Annotated in this window: 19 protein-coding genes; 14 read left to right on the forward strand and 5 right to left on the reverse strand. The window is 66.4% G+C overall.

Annotated elements, in window-relative coordinates; genetic code table 11:
• Positions 1 to 10: 10 nt before the first annotated feature.
• The gene (locus tag ACZ1I2_RS18560; protein ID WP_465176259.1) at positions 11 to 2,587 is read left to right on the forward strand and encodes a TonB-dependent receptor; all 2,577 of its coding nucleotides are present in this window, start codon (positions 11 to 13) and stop codon (positions 2,585 to 2,587) included.
• 63 nt (positions 2,588 to 2,650) lie between these two features.
• Here ACZ1I2_RS18560 and ACZ1I2_RS18565 read toward each other — a convergent pair whose 3' ends face one another.
• Complete coding sequence (locus tag ACZ1I2_RS18565; protein WP_465176258.1) at positions 2,651 to 5,002, reverse strand: TonB-dependent receptor; 2,352 nt, start codon at positions 5,000 to 5,002, stop codon at positions 2,651 to 2,653.
• A gap of 460 nt (positions 5,003 to 5,462) precedes the next feature.
• On the opposite strand from ACZ1I2_RS18565, the gene ACZ1I2_RS18570 reads away from it, so the two are divergent.
• From ACZ1I2_RS18570 to ACZ1I2_RS18625, 12 genes are all read left to right on the forward strand, one after another.
• On the forward strand, positions 5,463 to 6,422 hold the full coding sequence (locus ACZ1I2_RS18570; protein ID WP_465176257.1) for an aldo/keto reductase: 960 nt from the start codon (positions 5,463 to 5,465) through the stop codon (positions 6,420 to 6,422).
• A 22-nt stretch (positions 6,423 to 6,444) separates the two neighbouring features.
• The gene (locus ACZ1I2_RS18575; RefSeq protein ID WP_465172703.1) at positions 6,445 to 7,422 is read left to right on the forward strand and encodes a TauD/TfdA dioxygenase family protein; all 978 of its coding nucleotides are present in this window, start codon (positions 6,445 to 6,447) and stop codon (positions 7,420 to 7,422) included.
• A complete protein-coding gene (locus ACZ1I2_RS18580; protein ID WP_465176256.1) occupies positions 7,422 to 8,510 on the forward strand; it encodes an ABC transporter substrate-binding protein in 1,089 nt (362 codons plus the stop codon). Before ACZ1I2_RS18575 ends, ACZ1I2_RS18580 begins: the two co-directional genes overlap by 1 nt.
• An 11-nt stretch (positions 8,511 to 8,521) precedes the next feature.
• Positions 8,522 to 9,382, forward strand: a complete 861-nt coding sequence (locus tag ACZ1I2_RS18585; protein ID WP_465172701.1) for an ABC transporter permease — start codon at positions 8,522 to 8,524, stop codon at positions 9,380 to 9,382.
• Positions 9,379 to 10,125, forward strand: a complete 747-nt coding sequence (locus ACZ1I2_RS18590) for an ABC transporter ATP-binding protein (RefSeq protein WP_465172700.1) — start codon at positions 9,379 to 9,381, stop codon at positions 10,123 to 10,125. The genes ACZ1I2_RS18585 and ACZ1I2_RS18590 overlap by 4 nt, the downstream gene beginning before the upstream one ends.
• A complete protein-coding gene (locus ACZ1I2_RS18595) occupies positions 10,122 to 11,486 on the forward strand; it encodes an LLM class flavin-dependent oxidoreductase (RefSeq protein WP_465176255.1) in 1,365 nt (454 codons plus the stop codon). The genes ACZ1I2_RS18590 and ACZ1I2_RS18595 overlap by 4 nt, the downstream gene beginning before the upstream one ends.
• The gene (locus ACZ1I2_RS18600; protein WP_465176254.1) at positions 11,483 to 12,292 is read left to right on the forward strand and encodes an NADPH-dependent oxidoreductase; all 810 of its coding nucleotides are present in this window, start codon (positions 11,483 to 11,485) and stop codon (positions 12,290 to 12,292) included. The genes ACZ1I2_RS18595 and ACZ1I2_RS18600 overlap by 4 nt, the downstream gene beginning before the upstream one ends.
• A gap of 73 nt (positions 12,293 to 12,365) precedes the next feature.
• On the forward strand, positions 12,366 to 13,178 hold the full coding sequence (locus tag ACZ1I2_RS18605; protein ID WP_465176253.1) for a helix-turn-helix transcriptional regulator: 813 nt from the start codon (positions 12,366 to 12,368) through the stop codon (positions 13,176 to 13,178).
• Positions 13,179 to 13,229: 51 nt separating this feature from the next.
• A complete protein-coding gene (locus ACZ1I2_RS18610) occupies positions 13,230 to 14,993 on the forward strand; it encodes a serine hydrolase domain-containing protein (RefSeq protein WP_465176252.1) in 1,764 nt (587 codons plus the stop codon).
• A gap of 81 nt (positions 14,994 to 15,074) precedes the next feature.
• A complete protein-coding gene (locus tag ACZ1I2_RS18615; protein WP_465176251.1) occupies positions 15,075 to 15,491 on the forward strand; it encodes a DUF4383 domain-containing protein in 417 nt (138 codons plus the stop codon).
• The gene (locus tag ACZ1I2_RS18620; protein WP_465176250.1) at positions 15,488 to 16,564 is read left to right on the forward strand and encodes a hypothetical protein; all 1,077 of its coding nucleotides are present in this window, start codon (positions 15,488 to 15,490) and stop codon (positions 16,562 to 16,564) included. The genes ACZ1I2_RS18615 and ACZ1I2_RS18620 overlap by 4 nt, the downstream gene beginning before the upstream one ends.
• A 131-nt stretch (positions 16,565 to 16,695) precedes the next feature.
• Positions 16,696 to 17,013 (forward strand): hypothetical protein, encoded by a 318-nt coding sequence (locus tag ACZ1I2_RS18625; RefSeq protein ID WP_465172693.1) that lies wholly within the window; start codon positions 16,696 to 16,698, stop codon positions 17,011 to 17,013.
• On the opposite strand, the gene ACZ1I2_RS18630 is transcribed toward ACZ1I2_RS18625, so the two are convergent.
• Positions 16,988 to 18,577, reverse strand: a complete 1,590-nt coding sequence (locus ACZ1I2_RS18630) for an FAD-binding oxidoreductase (protein ID WP_465176249.1) — start codon at positions 18,575 to 18,577, stop codon at positions 16,988 to 16,990. The two genes, ACZ1I2_RS18625 and ACZ1I2_RS18630, sit on opposite strands and share 26 nt — an antisense overlap.
• A 130-nt stretch (positions 18,578 to 18,707) precedes the next feature.
• On the opposite strand from ACZ1I2_RS18630, the gene ACZ1I2_RS18635 reads away from it, so the two are divergent.
• Complete coding sequence (locus ACZ1I2_RS18635) at positions 18,708 to 19,580, forward strand: PhzF family phenazine biosynthesis protein (protein ID WP_465176248.1); 873 nt, start codon at positions 18,708 to 18,710, stop codon at positions 19,578 to 19,580.
• Positions 19,581 to 19,735: 155 nt separating this feature from the next.
• On the opposite strand, the gene glmS is transcribed toward ACZ1I2_RS18635, so the two are convergent.
• Genes glmS through glmU form a run of 3 tightly spaced genes read right to left on the reverse strand, consistent with a single transcriptional unit; the run spans position 19,736 to position 23,209 of the window.
• Positions 19,736 to 21,559 carry a glutamine--fructose-6-phosphate transaminase (isomerizing) gene (glmS, locus tag ACZ1I2_RS18640; RefSeq protein WP_465176247.1) on the reverse strand — a complete coding sequence of 608 codons (1,824 nt, stop codon included), beginning with the start codon at positions 21,557 to 21,559 and terminating at the stop codon, positions 19,736 to 19,738.
• Positions 21,560 to 21,581: 22 nt separating this feature from the next.
• Entirely contained in the window at positions 21,582 to 21,893 is a 312-nt protein-coding gene (locus ACZ1I2_RS18645) for a hypothetical protein (RefSeq protein WP_465172689.1), read from the reverse strand.
• Complete coding sequence (gene glmU, locus ACZ1I2_RS18650; RefSeq protein WP_465181669.1) at positions 21,890 to 23,209, reverse strand: bifunctional UDP-N-acetylglucosamine diphosphorylase/glucosamine-1-phosphate N-acetyltransferase GlmU; 1,320 nt, start codon at positions 23,207 to 23,209, stop codon at positions 21,890 to 21,892. Before glmU ends, ACZ1I2_RS18645 begins: the two co-directional genes overlap by 4 nt.
• Positions 23,210 to 23,342 lie beyond the last annotated feature (133 nt).

Here is a 23,342-nt window from a genome sequence, read left to right on the forward strand (position 1 = left end):
TGGAGTGACCATGCGGCGTATCGGCATCCTGTTCCTGTTGGCCTCGGCCAGCGCCCCGGCCCTGGCGGCAGCGCAGGAGACGACGAACGCGGCGCCCGCCCCGGCGGCGGCGCAGAGCGACGACCAGGCCGATCCCGACGAGCCGGACATCATCGTGCGCGGCCAGCGCAACCTGCCCGGCGCGGTGATCGGCGATATCCAACCCGAGGAACAGCTCGGCCCGGCCGACATCCGATCCTATGGGGTGAGCTCGCTTTCCGACCTGCTCAACGAGCTGACCCCGCAGACGACCAGCGGACGCGGCAGCGGCGGGGCACCGGTGGTGCTGCTCAACGGCAAGCGCATCTCCGGCTTCTCCGAGATCCGCGACATCCCGACCGAGGCGATCGCGCGCGTCGACATCCTGCCCGAGGAAGTCGCGCTCAAATATGGCTATCGCGCCGACCAGAAAGTCGTGAACATCGTGCTGCGCCGCCGCTTTCGCGCGACCACGGTGGAACTGGCCGACCGGGTGCCGACAGCCGGCGGGCGCAACGATGCGCAAGGCGAGCTCGACCTGCTTCACATCCGCGGTGACGGCCGCTTCAACATGCATCTCCAATATGAGGCGCAGTCGGGGCTGACCGAGAATGAGCGCGATATCACCGATCCGGACCCCTATCGCAGCCTGCTTGCCTCGAGCCGCGATTTCAGCGCGAACACCATCTATGCACGGCCGATCGGCAAGGTCTCGGCGACGATCAACGGGCGGCTGGAATATACCGACAGCCTGCGCGCCAACGGCCTGCCCGATGGCGTGACCGACCCGACGCTCGACGGAGTCCTGCCGCTGCAACAGCGTAACTCCACGCTGACTGCGCATCTTGGCACCACGTGGAATGGCTCGATCAGTCCCAAATGGCGCTGGTCCGTCACCGGCAATTACGATCGCAGCGAGACCAAGACCTTCAGCGAGACGGGCGTCGACATTTCCGGCTCCGAGGTCGGCGCGCGCCCAGCCAACCGGGCTTATGGCGTCTCCAACGAGGCGGGCGTCGACGCGCTGCTCAACGGCCCGCTGTTCAAACTGCCGGCGGGCGATGTCTCGACCAGCATCAAGCTCGACGCGGATACCAGCGGCTTCGATTCGCGATCGTATCGCGCAACCGGAAACCAGACCGGCTCCGTCTCGCGCGATACCGTCAACGGCCAGGTCAACATCGATATCCCGATCGCGAGCAAGACCAACGGCTTCCTGCCGTTCCTCGGCAGGCTTTCGGCCAATTTCAACCTGGCCGAGGACCATCTTTCCGACTTCGGCACGCTGCAGACGCTCGGTTATGGCGCGAACTGGATTCCGGTCGAGGCGGTGCGCTTCATCGTCTCGCACACCGACCAGGAACAGGCACCGAGCGCCCAGCAGCTCGGCAATCCAGTGATCACCACGCCGAACGTGCGCGTGTTCGACTATGTGCAGGGCACGACCGTCGACATCACCTCGCTGACCGGCGGCAACGCCAATCTGCTCGCCAGCAACAATCATGTGACCAAGATCGGCCTGACCCTGAAGCCGTGGTCGCAAACCGACCTGAGCCTCACCGCCAACTACGTGACCAGCCGCACCGACGATCCGATCGCGGCCTTCCCGAGCGCGACGGCCGCCATCGAGGCGGCGTTCCCGAGCCGCTTCACCCGCGACGCATCGGGTCAGCTCACCCGGATCGACATGCGGCCGATCAACTTCGCCGAGAGCAGCCGGTCACAGCTGCGCTGGGGCGTCAACTTCTCCAAACCGATCAAATCGAAGGTGCAGAAGGAGCTCGAGGCATTCCGCGCGGGCACCGGGCCGAACCCGTTCGCCGGACTTCAGCCGCCAGGCGGATTCAGGCGACGGAATCAGGATGGTGCGAACACCACGCCCGACGGCAGCGCGCGCAACGGCGGCACGCCGGCGGGCGAGGCCCCGGCCGGGCAGCAGGGCGGCAACCCGCCGGGAGCACCCGGCGCTGGCCCCGGGGGCGGCGACGGCGGCCCACGCGCGGGCGGTTTCGGCGGGCGCGGCCCCGGCGGCGGCGGTTTTGGCGGGCGTGGCGGCGGATTCGGCGGCGGCGGCCAGGGCGGCGGGCGGCTGAACTTCGCGCTCTACCACACCTGGCATTTCAAGGAGGAAGTGCTGGTCCAGAATGGCGGGCCGCGGCTCGACCTGCTCAATGGCGATGCGACTGGCGGCAGCGGCGGCCAGTCGCGGCACGAGTTCGAGGCGCAGGCGGGCTACACCAACAACGGCATCGGTTTCCGCCTGTCGGGCAATTACCGCACCGGTACCGAGGTCAATGGCGGTACGGCGGCCGCGCCGGAACGACTGAACTTTTCGGGACTCGGCACGCTTGACCTGAGGCTGTTCGCCGATTTCGGCCAGCGGCTCGACCTGATCAAGAAGCATCCCTGGCTGCGCGGCACCCGCCTGACGATCGGGGTGACCAACATCTTCGACGGCAAGCAGCGCGTGACCGATGCCGCCGGGATCACGCCGGTCAGCTATCAGCCCGATTATCTCGATCCGCTGGGGCGGAGCGTGCGGGTCAGCATCCGGAAGCTGTTCTTCTGAGGGTTTGACGTGGCCGGGGGAGACTTCCCGGCCACGTCCCCTCCCTGTCTCAGAAATCCTGTCTCAGAAATTGACCCGGAAGGTCGCCCCTGCCGTGCGGGGCGTGCCGAGCTGGCCGGCATAGGCAAAGGGCGAAGTGCCGACGATCGCGGTGGTCGACAGGTTCTGGAAGTATTTCTTGTCGAACGCGTTGTTGACCCAGGCCGACACGTCGAACTGCCCATCGCGGAAGGACGTACCGACGCGGAAGTTGAACAGGGCATAGGGGTCGATCCGGCTATAGGGCCCGGCATCGGCGGTGCCGAACGTGCTGGAGCGATAGCTGAACTGGCCGATCGCATAGGGTCGCACGCCGTTCGCGAGCTGGACATGATAGTCGATCGACGCATTGGCGACCCATTCCGGCGCCTGGAACAGAGGCTTGCCGGTGAGATCGCACACGCCGGTGACTCCGACCGGGCACGGCGCATTGGCGTAGCTCTTGTACTTGGCGTCGTTGTACGAGCCATTGGCGTCGATCGTCAGATTGTTGGTCACCTTCAGCGACGCATCCACTTCGACGCCACGCGCCCGCACGTCGCCGACATTGGCGAGATAGGAGCGGTTGCCGTTGGTGGGCACGATGTTCGCCTGAAGCCCGGACAGATCGGTCGAGAAGGCGCTGAGGTTGAAGGTCAGGCGCCGGTCGAAGAACTGGGTCTTCAGGCCGATCTCCCAATTCTTCACGTCCTCGGGCTCCAGGACCAGCGGCGTTCCCGCCGAGACGGCGGCGTTGAGGTTCAGGCCCGACCCCTTGTAGCCGGTCGAATAGGACCCATAGACCAGCACATCGGGCGCGATCTTGTAGGCGATGCTGGCGAGGTACGAGACATTGTCGCCCGTCACCGACGTATTGTAGTGGAAGGGGATCGAGGTCGCCGGATTGGGGGTGCCCACGGTCGAGGTATCAGACCGGCCCCAACGCTTGTCGTGCGTGTAGCGGATGCCGGCGGTGAGCGTCAGCCGATCCGTGACCGAGTAGTTCGCCTGGCCGAACACCGCGACGCTGTCGACCGTGGTGCGGACATCGTCGAGATATTGCGAGCCGGGGGCGATGTTGATCGCCGCCGCCGCCGGGTTCGCGAGCCGGGCATAGGTGGTGTAGAAATTGCTCGCGTCCGTGCCGAACTGGTTGAGGATGAAATGATCGCGCAGCACCTGGTGGAACAGGTAACCGCCGACCTGCCAGGTGAATCGCCCGGGTTGTGAGGCAAGGCGGATTTCCTGCGAGAACTGATCGTCCTTGGTCTGGGCGACATTGACCTGGATGACGTCGAGCGGCGTGCCGTCGCTGTCCTGCAGCGGCGCGAAGTGCCAATAGCGCCACGCGCTGATCGACGTCAGCGTGACCGGGCCGAGATCCCAATCGGCCTGCAGCGACACGCCCTTCTGGTCGGTCTTCATGTTCTGAAGCGAATTGTTCTGGGTGTAGTCGAGGCTCCGCTTCGGCACGTACCCGAGCGCGGCGAGCGCCTGGAGCGTGCGGCCGGTGGTCGCGCTGAGGCTTGCGGGCAGGACCAGCTTGGTCGCGCTGACGCAGCAGGTATCGTCCTCGATAGAATAATCGCCGATCAGCCGCAGGGTGAAGTTGCTGGCGGGCGTGGCGAGAAGCTGGACGCGCGCACCGCTGCGCCCGACGCTGTTCGCGTTCACCCCGGTCTTGATATTGTCGAGCACGCCGTCGCGGTGAGTGTTGAATCCCGTGACGCGGAAAGCGAGCAGTCCATCGATGATCGGGCCGGTCACGCTCACGCGCTCCTGGTTGTAATTATACGTGCCGCCGGAGATTTCCGCCGTGCCCTTGAACTCGAACTCAGGTCCGCGCGTGGTGATGTTGAGCACGCCGGCCGAATTGTTGCGCCCGAACAACGTCCCCTGCGGGCCGCGCAGCACCTCGACCCGGTCGACATCGATCAGGTCCGACAGCGCCATGCCGGGACGGCCGAGATAGACCCCGTCGATATAGACGCCGACCGAAGTATCGAGCCCGTCCGACGCGGAGGAAACGCCGATGCCGCGAATACCGATCGAGGAATTGCGCGGATTGGAATTATAGGCGGTCAGGCTGGGCGTCTGGAACTGGACGTCCGTCAGCGTATAGCCGCCCTTGCGCTCCAGCGTCTCGCCCGAGACCACCGACAGGGCGATCGGCACGTCCTGCGCGCGCTCCGAAGTGCGGCGCGCGGTGACCACGACATCGGCGCCCTCATCGGAGGTTGTGGAGGGATCGGGCGCAGCCGCAGCGGCGACCGCTGCTCCTGCCTTCGCGACGACATCCTCCCCCTCCGGCCCCGCGCCGTGCGCGAAGGCCGGCTGGGCGAGCCCCATGCCCGCGATGATCGATGACAGCAGAAGTGACTGGCGGAACGTGTTCATGATGGCCTCCCTTGCCCCGGTAAATCGTCGATCGACGGGTCGCGGCCGCCCCTCTCCGGACGGCTCTGAACGAGGCCGGCCATCTCTCGACGCCATGCTTCGCTGCATGCCGCGGGACGGCCCGATCCGCCCCAGATCGAAGGCGCAAGGCTGATTCTTAATTCCTACTGAGTCAATGGGAATTGATTCTTCTGTGGCTCGAAGTTTTTCTAAAGGCGCCCCGCTTCACCAGTCGCCCCGGCGATTTTCTGTCGATCATATCCATTATGTATCAGCATCTTATCCTGGTATTCTGCCCTAACAGACGGCGCGCGCGAACGCGCGAACCATCGAGCGGTTCCCCACTTTAATTCCCATCAATAAGATATGGATTCTACGACGAAGGAAAGATATCCTACGTTCGCCGATCGGCCGCCCGCAGGCAGTCTTCGGTTTCAACTCTTCGTTCGGGAACCCGCAGATGCCGACCATTGGAAATCTAGACGTCAGCCGTCAGGGCTTTGGAGCGATGGGGCTGTCGCATGTCTACGGGCAGGCCGACGACGCCAGTTCGATCAAGACGCTGCACCGCGCGATCGACCTTGGGGTCACTTTTTTCGACACCGCCACGGGCTATGGCCCGGGGCATAATGAAGAGTTGCTGGGCAAGGCGATCAGGGATCGGCGCGACGGCCTCGTCATCGCCAGCAAGTTCGTGCCCCGCCCGAATGGCGGCGGCGTCGCGGTGCCGGCGGTCAAGGCGCGCGACGCGGTCGAGGCGAGCCTGACCCGGCTGGGCCTCGACCATATCGACCTGTATTACTTGCACCGCGTCGACCCCGACATCCCCATCGAGGAATCGATCGGCGACCTCGCCCGGCTGGTCGATGAGGGCAAGATCGGCGGCGTCGGCGTGTCGGAGGCATCGGCCGACGGCGTGCGCCGCGCACATGCGACTCATCCCCTGACCGCCTTGCAGAGCGAATATTCGCTATGGACCCGCGACGTCGAGGTCGAGATCCTGCCGACCGTCCGCGAACTGGGGATCGGTTTCGTCGCCTATAGCCCGCTGGGGCGCGGCTTCCTGGCGGGCGCGGAGATCAGCGATCCCGACGATCGACGCCGGCACCATCCCCGATTCCAGCCCGACGCGGTCGCCGCGAACAGCCTGCGCCGCGCGACGATCGAGCAGGTCGCCAAGCGCGTCGGGGCGACGGTGGCGCAGGTGAGCCTGGCCTGGGTGCTGTCCAAGGACGTCGTGCCGATCCCCGGCACGCGGCACATCAACCATCTCGAGGCCAATTGGGCGGCCAATCATCTCGAGCTCGATCCCGAATCGCTCGTCGCGCTCGAAGCGGCGTTCCCCCGGGGCGCGACCACCGGCGCCCGCTACCCGGCCGAGGCGCTCCGACTTGTCCCGCCCGAGCCCGTTGCCGCCTGAACGAACAGCTGAAGGAGCCGCCATGAACGCCGTCACCGCACTTCGCCCCGAAACCAACCGCGACCGCTTCACCTATGACCATATCACCGTGGAGGCGGTGACGCCGACGATCGGCGCCGAGATTTCCGGCGTCGACCTGCGCGAGCCGATCACGCCCGAGATCGCCGCCGACATCCAGCGCGCGCTGCACGACTGGCGCGTCGTGTTCTTCCGCGAGCAGGACATCAGCAACGACCAGATGAAGGCGTTCGGCCGGGCGTTCGGCCCGCTGACGCCGGCACATCCGATCGCGGAAGGGCTGCTCGACCATCCGGAAATCTGGGAACGATCGGTCGCCGAATATCGCGCCCGGCACGAACGCAACACCACCCTGCCCCCCGGCCGCGAGCCGCCGCGCGATTACAAGGGATGGCATATCGACATCACCTTCGTCGCGAACCCGAACCGCTATTCGATCCTGCACGGCGTCGAAATCCCGCCTTATGGGGGCGACACGCTCTTCGCCAATCTGGTGGCCGCCTATGAAGGCCTGTCGGCGCCGATCCGTACGTTGATCGACGGATTGCAGGCAGTCCACCGCACCACGGATTATGATGGCGGCACCCGCGAGCCACGCCGTGATGGCCGCACCAAGGGCCCGTTCGTCGCGCTCCACCCACTGGTCCGGATTCATCCCGAGACGGGCGAGAAGCTGCTGTTCCTCAACCCGGGCACGATCAGCCATATCGTCGGATTGAAGGAGCCGGAGAGCAAGGCGCTGCTCGACCTGCTCTTCTATGAGGTCACCCGACCCGAATATCAGGTCCGGTTCCACTGGCGGCCCAAATCGCTCGTGGTGTGGGACAATCAGGCGACGGCCCATGCCGGGCCGATCGACTATGCCCATTTCGACCTGGCGCGCGCGGTGCGCCGCATCACCGTCGCGGGCGAACTGACCCGCGGGCCCGACGGCTTCGTCTCGCAGCAGCTCGAGGGCGCGCTGTTCAACGTGCTCGGCTGATGCCGGTCGCGGCCAGATCGAAGCCATGGGGCTTTATCGCTCTGGCCGCGTTCGTCGCGGTCACGATCGGCCTGCTGGTGCTGTTCGCACCCAACCGACAGGCCAAGGCGGCGGGTGGACTGGCGCTGTCGGCGCCCCTGCCCGACACCGTGCCGGACGGCACGCTGCTGACGGTCGGCGATCCCGTGACGGAATGGGTGGTCCACCATAATGGCTGGGACAAGGACCTGCCGTTCCGGATCAAATGGGTGCAGATCACCGGCGGGCCCGACGTGACCGAGGCGTTCCACGCCAAGGCGCTCGATGTCGGCCTGGGCGCGAACGTGCCGCCGATCCATGCGACCTGGGTCGGCCTGCCGGTCAAGATCATTGCCACCGCCTATCGACACGACCCGCTGAACCACCCCGCCTTCGTGCTGGGGATCGCGCCAAAGGCCAATATCCGCACGATCGCCGATCTGCGCGGCAAGAGGATCGCGATCAGCCCGAGCCAGGTGCAGGGGCAGATCGTCCTCCAGACCTTGAAGAGCGCGGGCATCGCCAAGAGCGAAGTCACTCTGGTCGAGCTGCCGTCCAATATCGGCGGCGACGTCTATACCAGTGCGCTGGCCAGCGACGCGGTCGACATGGCGCCGATCGGCGGCGGGATCGTCGCCGAGCGCTATCTGCGCAAATATGGCGATGACGGCGCCACTGTCCTGAAGCATCCCGATTTCCGCGACGATCCCGTCTTCGCCTATGTACCGGTCGAGGTCCTGGAACACCCGGCCAAGGCCGCCGCGCTCAAGCAGTTCGTTGTCTTGTGGGGCCGGGCATGGTCGTGGCGCCAGACTCATCCGGAGGAGCTGGCGCGCGGCTATTATGTCGGCGAGCAGGGGCTGAAGCTGGAGGATGCGCGGCTGATCGTCACTGCGGCGGGCAGGCCCGACATCCCGGCCGAATGGACCGACGCGATCCGGTATCAGCAGGCCTCGATCGACATCCTGGCGCCTGAGCTGGGCAATCCACGCTTCGAGGCCGGCACGCTGTTCGACCGCCGTTTCGAAAAGCTCGCCGCTGACGGCTTCTCCGCAGCCAGTTCCAAATGACCGGAGGTGTCATGAACGCTCCCTTCCCCCAATTGGTGGTCGCGCCGCCCAAGCATTTCGCCCCGGCGCAGGTCGCGCGAAGCCAGCAATCGGGGGTGCGCCGGCTGGGCCTCGGCGCACCGCTCGCCTGGGGCTGGATCCTCGGGCCCGGGCTGCTGCTGCTCTACTGGTCCGTGCTGTCGGCGACCGGATGGCTTGACCCTCGGGTGCTGCCGGCGCCCTGGACCGCGGTCGAGACGGCGATCGAGCTGATCCGCGACGGGCGTCTTCAGGATAATCTCGCCGTGTCGGCCTGGCGCGCGGGACAGGGGCTGGTGTTCGGCACGACCGTCGGGGTCGTGCTTGCCCTGCTGTCCGGCCTGACCCTACTCGGCGGCTATGTGATTGATGGGCTGGTGCAGCTGAAACGCGGCATCCCGGTGCTCGCGCTGATCCCGTTCATGGTGCTGTGGTTCGGCGTCGGCGAAGGCATGAAGGTGACGGTCATTGCCGTCACGGTGTTCGCGCCGGTCTATATCCAGACGCACACTGCATTGCGGGCCATCGACCTGAAGCAGGTCGAGCTGGCCGAGACGCTTGAACTGAGCCGATGGGGCTTCATCCGCCATGTCGTGCTGCCCGGCGCGCTGCCGGGCCTGCTGACCGGCCTGCGCTTCGGCGTGACCGCGTCATGGCTGGCGCTGGTTGTCGTCGAGCAGCTCAATGCGACGAGCGGGATCGGCTATATGATCACGCTCGCGCGCAACTATGCGCAGACCGACATCATGCTGGTCGGGCTGGTCGTCTACGCGCTGCTCGGCCTGACCTCGGACGCCGCGGTGCGGCTGATCCAGCAGCGCGCGCTGCGCTGGCGCCGGACGCTCGCGTCGTGAGCGCCGTCGTGCAGGTCCGCGGGCTCGTTCGCCGCTTCACCCGGAAAGGCGTGCTCGAAGGCATCGATCTCGACATCGCCGCCGGCGAGTTCGTCGCGCTGCTCGGCCGCAGCGGATCGGGCAAGAGCACCCTGCTGCGCGCGCTCGCCGGGCTGGATCACGAAGCGGAAGGAACGGGCACGATCCTGGTGCCGGAACGCTTGTCGGTCGTGTTCCAGGACGCGCGGCTGCTGCCGTGGAAGCGCGTGCTCGACAATGTCCTGCTTGGGTTGACGGGCGCGGACCGGCGCGCGCGCGGGCTGAAGGCGCTCGACGAAGTCGGGCTGGCCGGGCGCGAGAATAGCTGGCCGTACGAGCTTTCCGGTGGCGAACAGCAGCGCGTGGCGCTGGCGCGGTCGCTGGTGCGCGGACCGGCGTTGCTGCTGGCCGACGAGCCGTTCGGCGCGCTCGATGCGCTGACGCGAATCCGCATGCACGCGCTGCTCCGGCGCCTGTCCGAAGTCTATAATCCCGCGGTCCTGCTCGTCACGCATGACGTCGACGAGGCGATCGAACTGTCCGACCGGGTGGTCGTGCTCGACGATGGCAAGATCGTCGCCGACATCCGCGTCGCCCTCCCACTCGATGGCGTGGCCCGGCGCGAACGGACCGCCGCGCTTCAGCACGAGCTGCTCGGCCTGCTCGGCGTCGCGGTCGATGCCGCCACCTCTCCCTATGCCCGCAGCGAAAGGATTCCCGCATGAGCACCGATCGGAAACTTCGTCTCGGCGCCTTTCTCCAGGCGACCGGCCATCACGTCTCCGCCTGGCTGCATCCCGACACCGATGCGGATGCGGGGCACAATCTGGAGCATTACAGGAATCTCGCGCGCACCGCGGAGCGCGGCAAGTTCGACCTGGTGTTCGTGGCCGACAGCCCTGGCGGCTATGCCGATTTCACCGACGAGGCGACCTTTCGCCAGAACGCCAAGGCAGCGCATTTCGAGCCGGTAACGCTCTGGGCGGCATTGTCGCAGGTGACCGAGCGCGTCGGTTTCGTCGCCACCTCCACCACCACATATGAAGACCCCTATACCACGGCGCGGAAATTCGCCTCGCTCGACTGGATCACCGGCGGACGCGCGGCATGGAACGTCGTCACCACCGGCGCCGACGTGTCGGCCAATTTCAGCCGCACCGAGCATCTCGAGCATTCGAAGCGCTACGAACGCGCCGAGGAATATATCGATGTCGTGAAGGGCCTGTGGGACAGTTACGAGGACGACGCGTTCGTGCGCGATCGCGCGTCCGGCGTCTTCCTCGACACGGAGAAATTCCATGTGCTCGGCCATCAGGGCGAGCATTTCCAGGTCCGCGGGCCGCTCAATATCGGGCGTCCGCCGCAGGGCTATCCGGTGATCGTCCAGGCCGGCGCGTCCGAGCCGGGCCGGGAACTGGCGGCGCGGACGGCCGAAGTGATTTTTACCGCCAATCTGCTGCTGGAGGATGCGCAGGAATTTTACGGCGATGTGAAGGCGCGGCTCAGCAAATATGGCCGACGGCGCGAGGATCTGCTGGTGATGCCGGGCATCTTCGCGGTGCTGGGCGGCACCGAGGCCGAAGCGCAGGCGAAATATGAGGAACTTCAGTCGCTGGTGCACCCGGCGATCGCCTGGGGCATTTTGAACCGGCATTATCAGGGCGTCGACCTGTCAAACTACACGCTCGACGATGTCGCGCCGCCGCTGCCCAACGACACCAATGGCAGCAAGAGCCGGCTGAAGCTGGTCTCCGATCTGGTCGAGCGCGAGCGGCCGACCCTGCGCCAGCTCTATCGCCAGGTCTCGACCGCGCGCGGCCACTTGACCACGGTCGGCACACCCGAGCAGGTCGCCGACCTGATCCAGACCTGGTTCGAGACCGGCGCGGCCGACGGCTTCAACGTCATGCCGCCCATCCTGCCGACCGGGCTAACCGATTTCGTCGATCAGGTCGTGCCGATCCTTCAGCGCCGCGGGCTGTTCCGCGAGGAGTATGAGGGCAAGACGTTGCGTGAGAATCTCGGGCTCAGGCGGCCGGTGAACAGCTTCGCAGGGCGCGCGGCTGCCGTGGCGGAGGCATCGTGAGCGAGGCACTTCAGGCGCGCTATCGCCATGACGGCGGCGCAGCGATCCACCGCAACCCCGCGATCGACCTGCTGATTGGGCATCGATCGGTGCGAGCCTATCTGCCCGACCCGCTGCCCGAGGGCACGATCGAGACCCTGGTTGCCGCAGCGCAATCGGCCGCATCCTCCTCCAACCTTCAGGTGTGGAGCGTGGTCGCGGTGCAGGACCCCGAACGCAAGGCGCGGCTGGCGGCGCTGGCCGGATCGCAGAAGCATATCGTCGAGGCGCCCTTGCTGCTCGTGTGGCTGATCGATTTCGACCGGCTGACTCAATTGGCGACCGCGCGCGGCGTGCCGGCCGAGGCGCTCGACTATACCGAAACCTTCCTGCTCGGATCGGTGGACACGTCGCTGGCGGCGCAGAATGCGGTGGTCGCGCTGGAATCGCTGGGGCTGGGATCGGTCTATATCGGCGGGATCCGCAACCGGCCTGCCGAGGTCGCGGCGGAACTCGACCTGCCGCCGCGGATGTTCCCGCTGTTCGGCCTGGTGGTCGGCGTGCCGGATCCGGCACGCCCGGCCTCGATCAAACCGCGCCTGCCGCAATCGTCCGTGCTGTTCCATGAGACCTATGCCTGGACCGACCGGCAGCATGACGGCGCGCATGCCTATGACGAGCGCCTGCGCAGCTTTCAGCGCGAGCAGGGCATGGCGGAGCGCGGCTGGACCGAGCTCGTGGGCGAGCGGACGCGCGGGCCACAATCCATGGCGGGCCGGCATGTCCTGCGGACGGTGCTGGGCGATCTCGGCTTCGCGCTTCGGTAATCGACGACAGGCCGATCCTGCTTTCGCCTGTTGCTCATCCGTGTTAGCTGAATAACACAGATGGGAGGCGTTCTTGGCCATTCGACGCGCGCGGCATGAATTCTGGGGTTCCGGGCCGGCCTATCGCGAAGCCGCCGGTTTTACCTTCCACCGCCTCGACGCGACGGCGCCCGAGGAAGAGGTCGAGACGCATAGTCATGACGAAGCACATTTCGTGCTCGTTCTCGGCGGGCGGTACATGTCCTCCGCCAAAGGCGCGCCGATAGCATCGTCCACGCCGCTGCTGCTGTTCAATCCGGCGGGCACCACCCACCGCGACCGTTTCTATCGCGGCCAGGGCAGTTTCCTCGCGGTGTCGGGCGGCCCGGCGAACGACGAGGGACAGGCGATCACCGTGCTCGATCCCTATGCGATCTGGACCGCGCATCGCCTTGCGCGGGAACTGGAGGATGTAGCGCTGCCGGCGCTCGGGCTCGACGGGCGGGCGCACCAGCTTGTCGCCAGCGTTATGCCATCGACTTCGGACGAAGCGCCCGGCGCCGCGGAACCGCCATCCTGGCTGCGCCGGGCGTTCGAGATGAGTTTCACCGCCAACGATAGCGAGCTGAGCGTCGCCGACATGGCGACCGAGGCGGGTGTGCATCCGGTGCATCTCGCCCGGGTGTTCAAACGCTATCTCGGCTGCTCGCCCGGCGAATATCTGCGCGGACGGCGGCTGGAGCGCGCGGCGGCGATGCTCGGGGCGCCGCACGCGTCGCTAGCCGATGTCGCCTGCGCCACCGGTTTTGCCGACCAAGCGCATTTCAGCCGCGCCTTCCGGTCGGCCTTTCGCAGCACGCCGCTGGCTTGGCGTCGCGAGCGCGATGTTGCGCGGATACAAGACTGAGGTGCCGCGATCCATGCAGGGATCGGCGACCCTTTCTGTCCGGAACCCGTCATGCGTATCATCAAGACCATTGCCTCGACCATGATCCTCACCGCCCTGCTGGCCACCCCGGCGCTCGCCGACCCCGCCGATTCCGGCAAGGCGAGCGCGCTGGCCGGCCTGTGGCAAGCGAAGAAGCGGTTCGGCCCGGACGTGCGCGGCGAACTCACTCTTGTCCGCGACGGCACGACATGGCGTGCGCAGATCGCCGGCAGCGATGCGATCGCCACTCTGGACGGAAACACCCTCACCTTCTCGCTCGCGAACGACGAAGGCAGTTTCCGGGGCAGGCTGATTGACGGCGGCAAGCGCATTCGCGGCCATTGGCTGCAACAGCGCACGGTCACGAGCGGCACCGCCTATCTGACCCCGGTCGAGCTGGTCGCGCAGGGAGCGGGTCAGTGGCGTGGTGAAGTCCGACCGCTGGACGACAGCTTCACACTGTATCTGAAGATCGATGCCGACCCCGATGGCAGCGCGCGCGTCTTCCTGCGCAATCCGGATCGCAATATAGGCCGGTTCATCGACCTGCAGCACATCACGCGGGACGGGGGCAAGATTACGCTGCTCGGCAAGCCCGGCGGCGCGGACAAGGAAGTGCCGATCTCCAGCGGCAGCTACGACGCCGAGAATGAGATACTCTCGGTCTTCATCCCGGGGCGCGGCGGCACCTATGATTTCGAGCGGGCGGGCGAGGAGAGCGATTTCCATCCCCGGCCGGGCAAAGCGCCCTATGCCTATCGCCCGCCGCTGGTCCGGGATGATGGCTGGCCGGTGGCGACGCTCGGCGCCGTGGGCATGTCGGTGCCGGCGATCGAGCGCTTCGTGCAGATGGTGATCGATACGCCGATCGATTCGGTCCACGCGCAGGACATCCACAGCGTGCTGATCGCGCGGCACGGCAAGCTCGTGCTCGAAGAATATTTCCACGGGCAGGATGGCAGCCAGCTGCACGACACGAGGTCGGCGGCGAAGAGCCTGATCTCGGTGATGATCGGCGCGGCGATTCAGGATGGTGCGAAACTGAGTCCTGCCACGCCGGTCTACAGCATGATGAACGGGGGCACCTTCCCCACTGGCCTGGAGCCGCGCAAACGCGCGATGACGCTCGAGCATCTGCTGACCATGTCGTCGGGTCTGCATTGCGACGATCGCGATCCGAAGGCGCCGGGCAACGAGGATGTGATGCAGAACCAGGACGCGCAGCCCGACTGGTATCGCTATGCGCTCGACCTGCCCATGGCCTCGGCGCCGGGCGAGGCCGCGATCTATTGCAGCACCAACCCGAACCTTACGGGCGGCGTTCTGGCCAGGGCGACCGGCGTGCGGCTGGAGGACAGTTTCGACCGGCTGATCGCCCGGCCGCTGCAGTTCGGCCGCTACGCCCTCAACGTCCAGCCGACCGGCGAGCCCTATATGGGCGGCGGCGCGCAGTTCATGCCGCGCGACTTCATGAAGCTCGGCCAGATGATGCTCGATGGCGGGACCTGGCATGGAAAGCGCATCGTGAGCGCTGACTGGGCGAAGCGTTCCACTGCCCCGATCCGCGAGATGCGCGGGCTTCATTACGGCTATTTCTGGTGGGGCATCGACCTTCCTTACAAGGGCAGGACGCTGCCGGCCTATTATGCCGCGGGCAATGGCGGGCAGGTGGTGATGGTCGTGCCCGCGCTCGATCTCGTCGTCGCGATCTTCGGGGGCAATTACAGCGACAAGGTGATGTACCTGCCGCAGGAGATCTACACGCCCCGATACATCCTGCCGGCAATCGAATAAGCGCCCGATTTCACGTCATTTCCCGTTCGCTTTCGCGCGCTCTTCACGGCAGGATAGGACAATCGCTGCCGGGAGGATGTGATGGATCGAGTACGCAAGATCGCATGGGGCTATTTCGCCGGCTTCATCGCGGTGGTCGCGATCGGCTATGTGCCGGGCTTCCATGACGCGGACGACAATCTCTTCGGGCTGTTCAAGCTCGATCTCTACGACGACAGCCTGCACCTTGCCTCCGGCATCTGGGCCGGTGTTGCCGCATGGCTCTCCTACCGGGCGTCGCGCGGCTATTTCCGGCTGTTCGGGCCGCTCTATTTTCTCGACGGCGTGCTCGGCCTGATCACCGGCAGCGGTTATCTCGACGGGGGCATCTTCCTCTACGGGCCGCTCGACCTGTCGCTGACGATCCGGTTCTTCGCCAACCTGCCGCATCTGCTGATCGGCGGATTCGCGATCTATACGGGCTATGTCCTCGCGCGGCGGCCTGACGCGGCGGCATGAAACGGCGCTGGAAGATCGCGATCGGCATCGGCGGCGTGGTGGCCGCGACGATCCTGATTCCGATGGCCTATATCGAGGTCGGTTGCCGCTCGCCGATCGCCGGGTTCGACCCGGGCGCCCCCTACAAGCCGATCCTGTCGCCCGCCGAGCGGCGGCCCGAGGCGCGGACCTTCCTGACCTATCCCGAATGGCACATCGTCTATTCGACAGAGAGCTATGGCCGGCACCTGACCGCGGGCCAACGGCCGAGCAGCTATGCGTTCGGCAGCGATATCGGCGGTTTCTGGTCGAGCTATTGCGCGCTCAACCGCGCGACGGCGGGCGGCGATGCGGGCGACGCCAAGATGATGATCTACACGATCGGCATCAGCTATACCGTCGAGATGCTGGTCAAGGCGGCCTATGAGCGGCTGATCGGACAATTCTTCGAATGGACCGGCGGCTGGCGCAGTGCCGACGACCTTTACGCGGCCGGCGTTCAGCGCGAATATGGCTGGTTCATGCACGAGACGCCCTGGTACAAATTCCCGTTCGGCAGGGCGTTGAGCGGGGAATGGCGGACGGCGGACAGCAGGAACCGGCTCCGGCATTATGAGCGCCGCTTCGCGCTCAGCGCCGAATATGGCGTGAAGGCGGGCTATGCGAAACTTATCGGATCGGCGGCGGGCGCGACGATGGACCCGGCGGCGCCCACGCTGCGGTTCGTGGCGACGGGCACGCCGGCGGCGATCCGGGCGATCGACCCGCGCCTCAAGCCGATCCGCGCGGCGGGCGGAATGACGGTGGTCGAGGCGCCGCGTTATGCGCAATTCACCGATCTGCTGGGCAAGCTCGCCGCCTCGCGGATCGGGATCGTCGAGATTTCCGGCAATGACGACGTCCTGGTCACTATCCTTGCTCCCGCCTCGGCCGGGCCGAAGCCGGAGGATGGTACCGTGCTCATTTCCCAACCGCTGGCCGATCGGCCCGGCTGGAGCCGCTATGGCATCTCGACCAGGGTCCCGAAGCTGCTCGCGCTGCTGCGCGCGATCAAGGCGCGCGGCGGGACGGTCGAGCATGTGTATGATTATTAGGGCTGAAGCGAACCGGATATTTCGGGGCCCCGTTAAACAAAGCCTCCTTGTGTCCCCGCGAAGGCGGGGACCCAGTCTGGGCTCCCGCCTTCGCGGGAGCACAACGGGTAGCTTCGCGCGGCCATGACACCGTGGCTGTAAGCACTCCCAGAAACCTGCTCCGCATCGCGGCGAAGGTCGCGCTGGTGCTGGGCGGCTGGACGGTGATCATGCTCGCCATGCCCTTTGTCGGGCCGGCGCGGCAGGTCGCGGTGGTCGGGGACCGGGCGCGGGCACTCCGCGCCATCGCCGCCGCGGGCGGGAGGGTGGTGGAGGTGCGCGACGGGGCCATCCTGGCCCGGTCCGACAGGCCCGGTTTCGTCGCCGCGCTCTATCGCAACGGCGCGCGGCTGGTGATCGAGGGGCGGATCGGCGCGGGCTGCTTCAGCCCCGCGACAAAGGCGGGCTGAACGCCGGCGCGTAGCGCGCATACCAGCTGTTGCTGAACAGCCCGTCCGGATCCCAGCGCCGCTTCTCCGCGAAAAAGGCGCCGATCTGCGGATAGGAGCGCTGGAGCTGCGCCGGCGTATAGTGAAGCTGATAGGGCAGGAAGAAGCGCCCGCCCTGCTTCACCGTCAGGTCGATCAGGTCGCTGGTCAGCTTCGCCATCGCCTTCGTGCCCTCGGCATCGGTCTTCTGGTTGAGATACAGCACAACCGAGAAGGCGGGCGCGGGCGCATAGCTCAGCGCATTGCTTTCGGTGTCGACCGCGCGGATCGAAGCATTGACCAGGTTCGCATGCTGTTGCTGGAATAGTGTGCGCATCGCATCGATGAACGGGACGATCCGGTCGCGCGGGATGAAATATTCGTGGAGGATGTCGGTCTCGGCCGGCAAGGCGTTGCGCAGATAGGCGACGCTGTCGTGCATCGGATCGTTGCGCGAGACGAGGCACGCCTCCCCATCCCCCATCGCCTGGGCGCGAGTGATGGTGCAGGTCTCCAGCCGGTGCTCGATATGTTTTTCGGACCACCATTTGGCCGAGGCGAAGAAGCTGCTGCGCTTGGCGAGATTGACGGTGAGGCGGCGCAACCTGGTCGAGCTCACCTCGGTCAGCGGCGCGCGGGTGAGGTTCTGGTCTTCCGATACCTTGCGGTAGCTATACACCAAAGCCTCGCGCAGCAGCGAGCCGGGCGCGGTCGAGAGATGGGTGTAGGTCAGTCCGACCGCCGGATCGGCCTCGAGCGTTGTGAAGGTCTTTGGAAACGCGCGATAGTCGATCATCGCGCGTTCGGAGCGGTAGACATCGTTGGGCACGACATCGAGCACCGCCGAGAGCAGCACGCCGAACAGGCCATAACCGCCGACGATATGGCTGAACAGATCGGGATTCTCGGCGCGGGACGCGGTGATGATCCGGCCGTCCGCCAGCATCACGCGCAGGCTGCGGATCGAGCGCATCACTGCCCCCGCCCGGTGGTCCATGCCGTGCGCGTTGACGGAGATCGAGCCGCCGACGGTGAAGATGTCGGTCGATTGCATCGCCTTGACCGCGAAGCGCGGATGGATCGCCTTCTGGATATCGTGCCAGGTCGCGCCGGCCCCCACCGTGACCGTCTGCGTCGCCGGGTCGAGCGCGATGCGGTTCAGGCCCTTCATGTCGAGCACCACTCCGCCACGGCGAAAGGCATGGCCGCCCATGCTGTGCTTCATGCCTGCGGGCGAAACGGTTAGGCCATGCGCGCGGGCATAGGCGATCGCGCCGGCCACGTCCTGCTCGCGCCGTACCGCGACCACGCCCGCCACCGGGGTGCGGCTGAGGCAGCTCGCGTCGTTGACAGTGCCGCCGCGCTGCGCCCAGGTCGGCTCGGGGACGTTGGCCGCATTGCCCTTCAGCGCGGGAAGCGGTGGCAGGATATCCCCGCAATCCTTGGCGCCGACCGGGTCGGCGGCAAGCGGCAGCGCGTAGAAGGTCGCGCTCGCCGCGATCAACGCGATCACCGAAACACCGATCAACAACTTTTTGCGTTTCATGGTGATTCCTCGATGCGGCGTGCCGGAGGATAGCGGTTCGGATGGCGCCTGCAACGCGCTTCGCAGCCAGGACAAGATCGGGAAATCCGGCTAGCGGCGGTTTCATCGACAGCGACGAACGGGATTCCCCATGGCGGACTACGACTATTGCACCGTGGACGTGTTCACGGACCGGCGTTTCGGCGGCAATCCGCTCGCGGTGTTCCCCGCCGCCGCCGGACTCGACACCGCCACCATGCAGGCGCTCGCGGCCGAGATGAATTACAGCGAGACTTCGTTCGTCTTGCCGCCGGCCGACCCGGCCAATACGGCGCAGGTCCGCATCTTCAACCGGACGGCGGAGATGCCCTTTGCCGGCCACCCGAATGTCGGGACGGCCTATGTCCTGGCGCAACTCGGGCTGGCGACGGGGCCGATCTTGCGGTTCGAGGAGATTGCCGGACTGGTCGAGGTTCGCCTGACGGGCGCCAGCGGCACGGAGATCGATGCGCCGCAGCCGCTGAGCCTGAAGGGCGACTTGCCGACGGCGGAGATCGCCGCGTGTCTTTCCCTGCCCAGGGAAGCGATCGTGCTGGCGGAGCATCCGCCGATCCGCGCGAGCGTTGGCGTCGATTTCGTGATCGTCGCCGTGGAACCGGAAGCGCTGGCCAAAGCCATACCCGATATCGCCGCCTATCGGCGCCTGGCCGATGCACGGCCCGAGCTTGAGGGTCGGCTGTCCATCTTCCTCTATGCGCTGTCCGGTGCGGGGGTGCGCGCGCGGATGTTCGCGCCCCTCGCCGGCACCTGGGAGGACCCGGCGACGGGCAGCGCCAATGCCACGCTGGCGGCGCTCCGCCTGTCGCTCTCCGGCGAGGAGACGCTTGCCTATGAGGCGGTGCAGGGCGTCGAGATGGGGCGGGAAAGCCGGCTGTCGCTCCGCGCCTGGCGCGCCGCCGACGGCATACGCGCCAGCGTCTGCGGGCGCTGCGTCAGTGTGTTCCGCGGGAAGGTGTCGTTGTAGCGCGATAGGCCGGCGCCCTCCCCTTCTGCCTCCCCGGCGGAGGCCGGGGCCCAGTTGGAACGGTTGATGTAACGGCGCGCAACGCCAACCATAATCGTCCCCCAACTGGACCCCGGCCTTCGCCGGGGAAGCAGTGGGTTGGCGGACGAGTCCCTCTATTCGACGGTCACCGATTTCGCGAGATTACGCGGCTGGTCGACATCCGTGCCCTTGGCCACCGCCACATGATAGGCGAGCAATTGCACCGGCACCGCATAGACCAACGGCGCGATCAGCGGGTGGACCTTGGGCATGGTGATGGTTGCCATGCACCCCTCGCCGGCCGCGGCGACACCGTCATAGTCCGAGATCAGCACGACCTTGCCACCGCGCGCCTGTACTTCCTGCATGTTCGACACGGTCTTCTCGAACAACGGGCCCGACGGGGCGATCACGATCACCGGTACATTTTCGTCGATCAGCGCGATCGGGCCGTGCTTCATCTCGCCTGCGGCATAGCCTTCGGCATGGATGTAGCTGATTTCCTTGAGCTTCAGCGCGCCTTCCAGCGCGAGTGGATAATCCGTGCCGCGCCCCAGATAGAGCACGTCGCGCGCACCAGCGATGACATGCGCCATGGCCTCGATCGACTCGTCATAGGCGAGCGCCCCATTCAGCGCAGCGGGCGCTTCGGCAAGATGCTTGACGATCGCCTTCTCGGCCGCCGCATCGAGCTTGCCCTTTGCGCGCGCCAGATTGGCGGCGAACGCGGCAAGCACCGCGAGCTGGCAGGTAAAGGCCTTGGTCGAGGCCACGCCGATCTCCGGCCCGGCGTGAGTCGGCAGCAACAGGTCGGCCTCGCGCGCCATCGAACTGGTCGGCACGTTGACGACCACCGCGATCGTCTGCCCTTCGGCCCGGGCGTGACGCAGCGCCGCGAGCGTATCCGCCGTCTCGCCCGACTGGCTGATGAAGAGGGCAAGGCCGCCCTCCTCCATCACCGGTTCGCGGTAGCGGAATTCCGATGCGACATCGAGATCGACCGGCACGCGGGCAAACTGCTCGAACCAGTATTTGGCGACCATGCCGGCATAGAAGCTGGTGCCGCAGGCGACGATGGTGACTCGCTTGATCGTGCTCAGGTCGAATTCCGGGATCGGCAGCGTGACCCGGTCCTCCATGCGCTGGAGATAGGAGCGCAGGGTCTGGGCGACGACGATCGGCTGCTCGTAAATCTCCTTGAGCATGTAATGCCGGTGGTTGCCCTTGGACACGAGCTCGCCGGTGACGCCCGAAATGGTGATGGGCCGCTCCACCGCCTCATTGTCGCGGTCGTAGATTTGCGCGCCCTCGCGCGTGATGACGACCCAGTCGCCTTCCTCGAGATAGGAGATGCGCTGCGTGAGCGGCGCGAGCGCGAGCGCGTCGGACCCAAGATAGGTCTCCCCGTCGCCATAGCCCACGACGAGCGGCGAGCCGAGGCGCGCGCCGATCAGCAGCCCGGGATGCTGGCGGAACAGGATGGCGAGCGCAAAGGCGCCGTGCAGCCGCGGCAGCACTTCGGCGACCGCCTCGGCCGGCTTCATCCCGTTTTCGACCTTCTCGCTGACCAGATGGGCGACGACTTCGGTATCCGTCTCGCTGTCGAAATGGCGGCCGCGCGCGATCAGCTCGTCGCGCAGCGCCTTGAAATTCTCGATGATGCCGTTGTGGACCAGCGCAACTTCGTTCGTCGCGTGTGGATGCGCGTTGTTGGTGGTCGGCCCGCCATGAGTCGCCCAGCGGGTATGCGCGATGCCGGTCCGGCCCGGCAGCGGTTCCTCGGCCAGTACATTCACGAGATTGACCAGCTTGCCCGAGGCGCGGCGGCGATCGATCACGCCGTCATGCACGGTCGCGATACCGGCTGAATCATAGCCGCGATATTCGAGCCGCTTGAGCCCGTCGAGCAGCCGGTCCGTGACCGCGTCCTTGCCGACGATTCCGACGATTCCGCACATAGAGAGTACCTTTAGACAGAGCTCAGTTCGCGAAGTTGGTGTCGACGAACGTCCATGTAAATATCAGCGGGTCGGGCTCGCTGCCGTTCGCCGCGACAAAAGCAGGCCGCCCCTTTTCCCAGATCCGGTGGATTTCATCCGGCATCGTCTCGGGGAACTCCATTTCCGCCTCGACGATCTCCAGCCAGGTGCCGGGCCGCTGGTAGATTTCCTGCAGCTTCGGCTCCATCGCCGTCATCATGGATTGCGATGCGGGGTCGAGCGCGCCGATCGCCTCGAGCACATAGCAATCGAGCAGCTTCAGAAAGGGTTTGCCCGCATAACGATCGCTCATGTCTTCGCGGCTTTGCGCGCGGCCATCGCCTCGCGGAATCGCTTCGCCCGGCCCGGCCGGGCCTCCTGTTTCGCGCGCGCGACCACCAGCGCATCGGCTTCGACATCCGCGGTGATGACCGATCCGGCACCGACCATCGCGCCGGCGCCTATCGTCACCGGGGCGACCAGCGCGCTGTTCGATCCGATGAACGCGCCCTCGCCGATGATGGTCTTGTACTTGAAATAGCCGTCATAATTGCAAGTGATCGTGCCCGCCCCGATGTTCGCGCCCGCGCCGATCTCGGCATCGCCGAGATAGGTCAGGTGGCTGGCCTTCGCGCCGGCGCCGAGCACCGCCTTCTTCATCTCGACGAAATTGCCGACCTTCGACTTCTCGCCCATCACCGCGCCGGGGCGCAGCCGCGCGAACGGGCCGACCTCCGCCCTGGGCCCGACCGTGGCGCCCTCGATATGGCTGAAGCCATGAATCGTCGCGCCGTCGGCGATGCTGGTGCCAGGGCCGAAAAACACATTGGGTTCGATCACCACATCGCGGCCGATCCGCGTGTCATAGGCGAACCATACCGTCTCGGGCGCGATCAGGGTCGCGCCTTCGGCCATGGCGCGCGCGCGGCGGCTATGCTGCCAGCTCGCCTCGACCGCGGCCAGCTCGCCCCGGCTGTTGACGCCGGCAACCTCGGCCGCATCGGTCTCGATCACCGCCGAGACGCGCCCATCCTCGGCTGCGAGCATGACGATGTCGGGCAGATAGAATTCGCCCGCCGCATTGTCGTTGCCGACCAGGGCGAGCAGCGCGAACAGATCCTCGCCGCGCACCGCCATCAGGCCGGAATTGCACAGAGTCTCGGCGCGCTCCTCGGGGGTCGCGTCCTTGAATTCGACCATCTTGGCGATGCGGCCCTCGCCGTCCGCGATCACCCGGCCATAAGCGGCCGGGTCGGCCGGGCGGAAGCCGAGCACCACCGTCGCCGGCTGGTCTGCCCCGTGCAGCCGCTCGAGCATCCGCGCCATGGTCGCGGTCGTGACGAGCGGCACGTCGCCATAGAGGATCAGGATGTCGCCGGCGAACCCGCCCCCCCCTGACTCTTTCAGCGCTTCTTCCGCCTGCTGCACGGCATGGCCGGTGCCAAGCTGCTCGCTCTGCACCACCGTCATCACGCCGAACGGCGAGACCGCTGCCTCGACCTGCTCACGGCCGGCGCCGGTCACCACCACGGTCTGGCCGGGCTTCAGCGCCGACACGCTGTCGATCAGGTGCAGCAGCATGGGCCGTCCGGCGATCGGATGGAGCACCTTGTGCAGGTCGGATTTCATGCGCGTGCCCTTGCCGGCGGCAAGGATGATGGCAGCGATGGGTCGATTGGTCACGGTACCTGAACCCTATTCCGTCGAGCCGGAACGAAAAAACGGCATTACTCGGCCGGCCCTGCCATGATTGTCTTGCCAA

The sequence above is a fragment of the Sphingomonas sp. BL-S-29 genome (genome assembly GCF_055521495.1).

Bases quoted from the DNA above. Each gene is read 5' to 3' on its own strand.
- ACZ1I2_RS18630 (WP_465176249.1), bottom strand. From the start codon at position 18,577: ATGAAACGCAAAAAGTTGTTGATCGGTGTTTCGGTGATCGCGTTGATC.
- ACZ1I2_RS18610 (WP_465176252.1), top strand. From the start codon at position 13,230: ATGCGTATCATCAAGACCATTGCCTCGACCATGATCCTCACCGCCCTG.
- ACZ1I2_RS18615 (WP_465176251.1), top strand. From the start codon at position 15,075: ATGGATCGAGTACGCAAGATCGCATGGGGCTATTTCGCCGGCTTCATC.
- ACZ1I2_RS18620 (WP_465176250.1), top strand. From the start codon at position 15,488: ATGAAACGGCGCTGGAAGATCGCGATCGGCATCGGCGGCGTGGTGGCC.
- ACZ1I2_RS18635 (WP_465176248.1), top strand. From the start codon at position 18,708: ATGGCGGACTACGACTATTGCACCGTGGACGTGTTCACGGACCGGCGT.
- ACZ1I2_RS18585 (WP_465172701.1), top strand. From the start codon at position 8,522: ATGAACGCTCCCTTCCCCCAATTGGTGGTCGCGCCGCCCAAGCATTTC.
- ACZ1I2_RS18595 (WP_465176255.1), top strand. From the start codon at position 10,122: ATGAGCACCGATCGGAAACTTCGTCTCGGCGCCTTTCTCCAGGCGACC.
- ACZ1I2_RS18575 (WP_465172703.1), top strand. From the start codon at position 6,445: ATGAACGCCGTCACCGCACTTCGCCCCGAAACCAACCGCGACCGCTTC.
- ACZ1I2_RS18580 (WP_465176256.1), top strand. From the start codon at position 7,422: ATGCCGGTCGCGGCCAGATCGAAGCCATGGGGCTTTATCGCTCTGGCC.
- ACZ1I2_RS18565 (WP_465176258.1), bottom strand. From the start codon at position 5,002: ATGAACACGTTCCGCCAGTCACTTCTGCTGTCATCGATCATCGCGGGC.
- ACZ1I2_RS18560 (WP_465176259.1), top strand. From the start codon at position 11: ATGCGGCGTATCGGCATCCTGTTCCTGTTGGCCTCGGCCAGCGCCCCG.
- ACZ1I2_RS18645 (WP_465172689.1), bottom strand. From the start codon at position 21,893: ATGAGCGATCGTTATGCGGGCAAACCCTTTCTGAAGCTGCTCGATTGC.
- ACZ1I2_RS18570 (WP_465176257.1), top strand. From the start codon at position 5,463: ATGCCGACCATTGGAAATCTAGACGTCAGCCGTCAGGGCTTTGGAGCG.
- glmU (WP_465181669.1), bottom strand. From the start codon at position 23,209: ATGAAATCCGACCTGCACAAGGTGCTCCATCCGATCGCCGGACGGCCC.
- glmS (WP_465176247.1), bottom strand. From the start codon at position 21,559: ATGTGCGGAATCGTCGGAATCGTCGGCAAGGACGCGGTCACGGACCGG.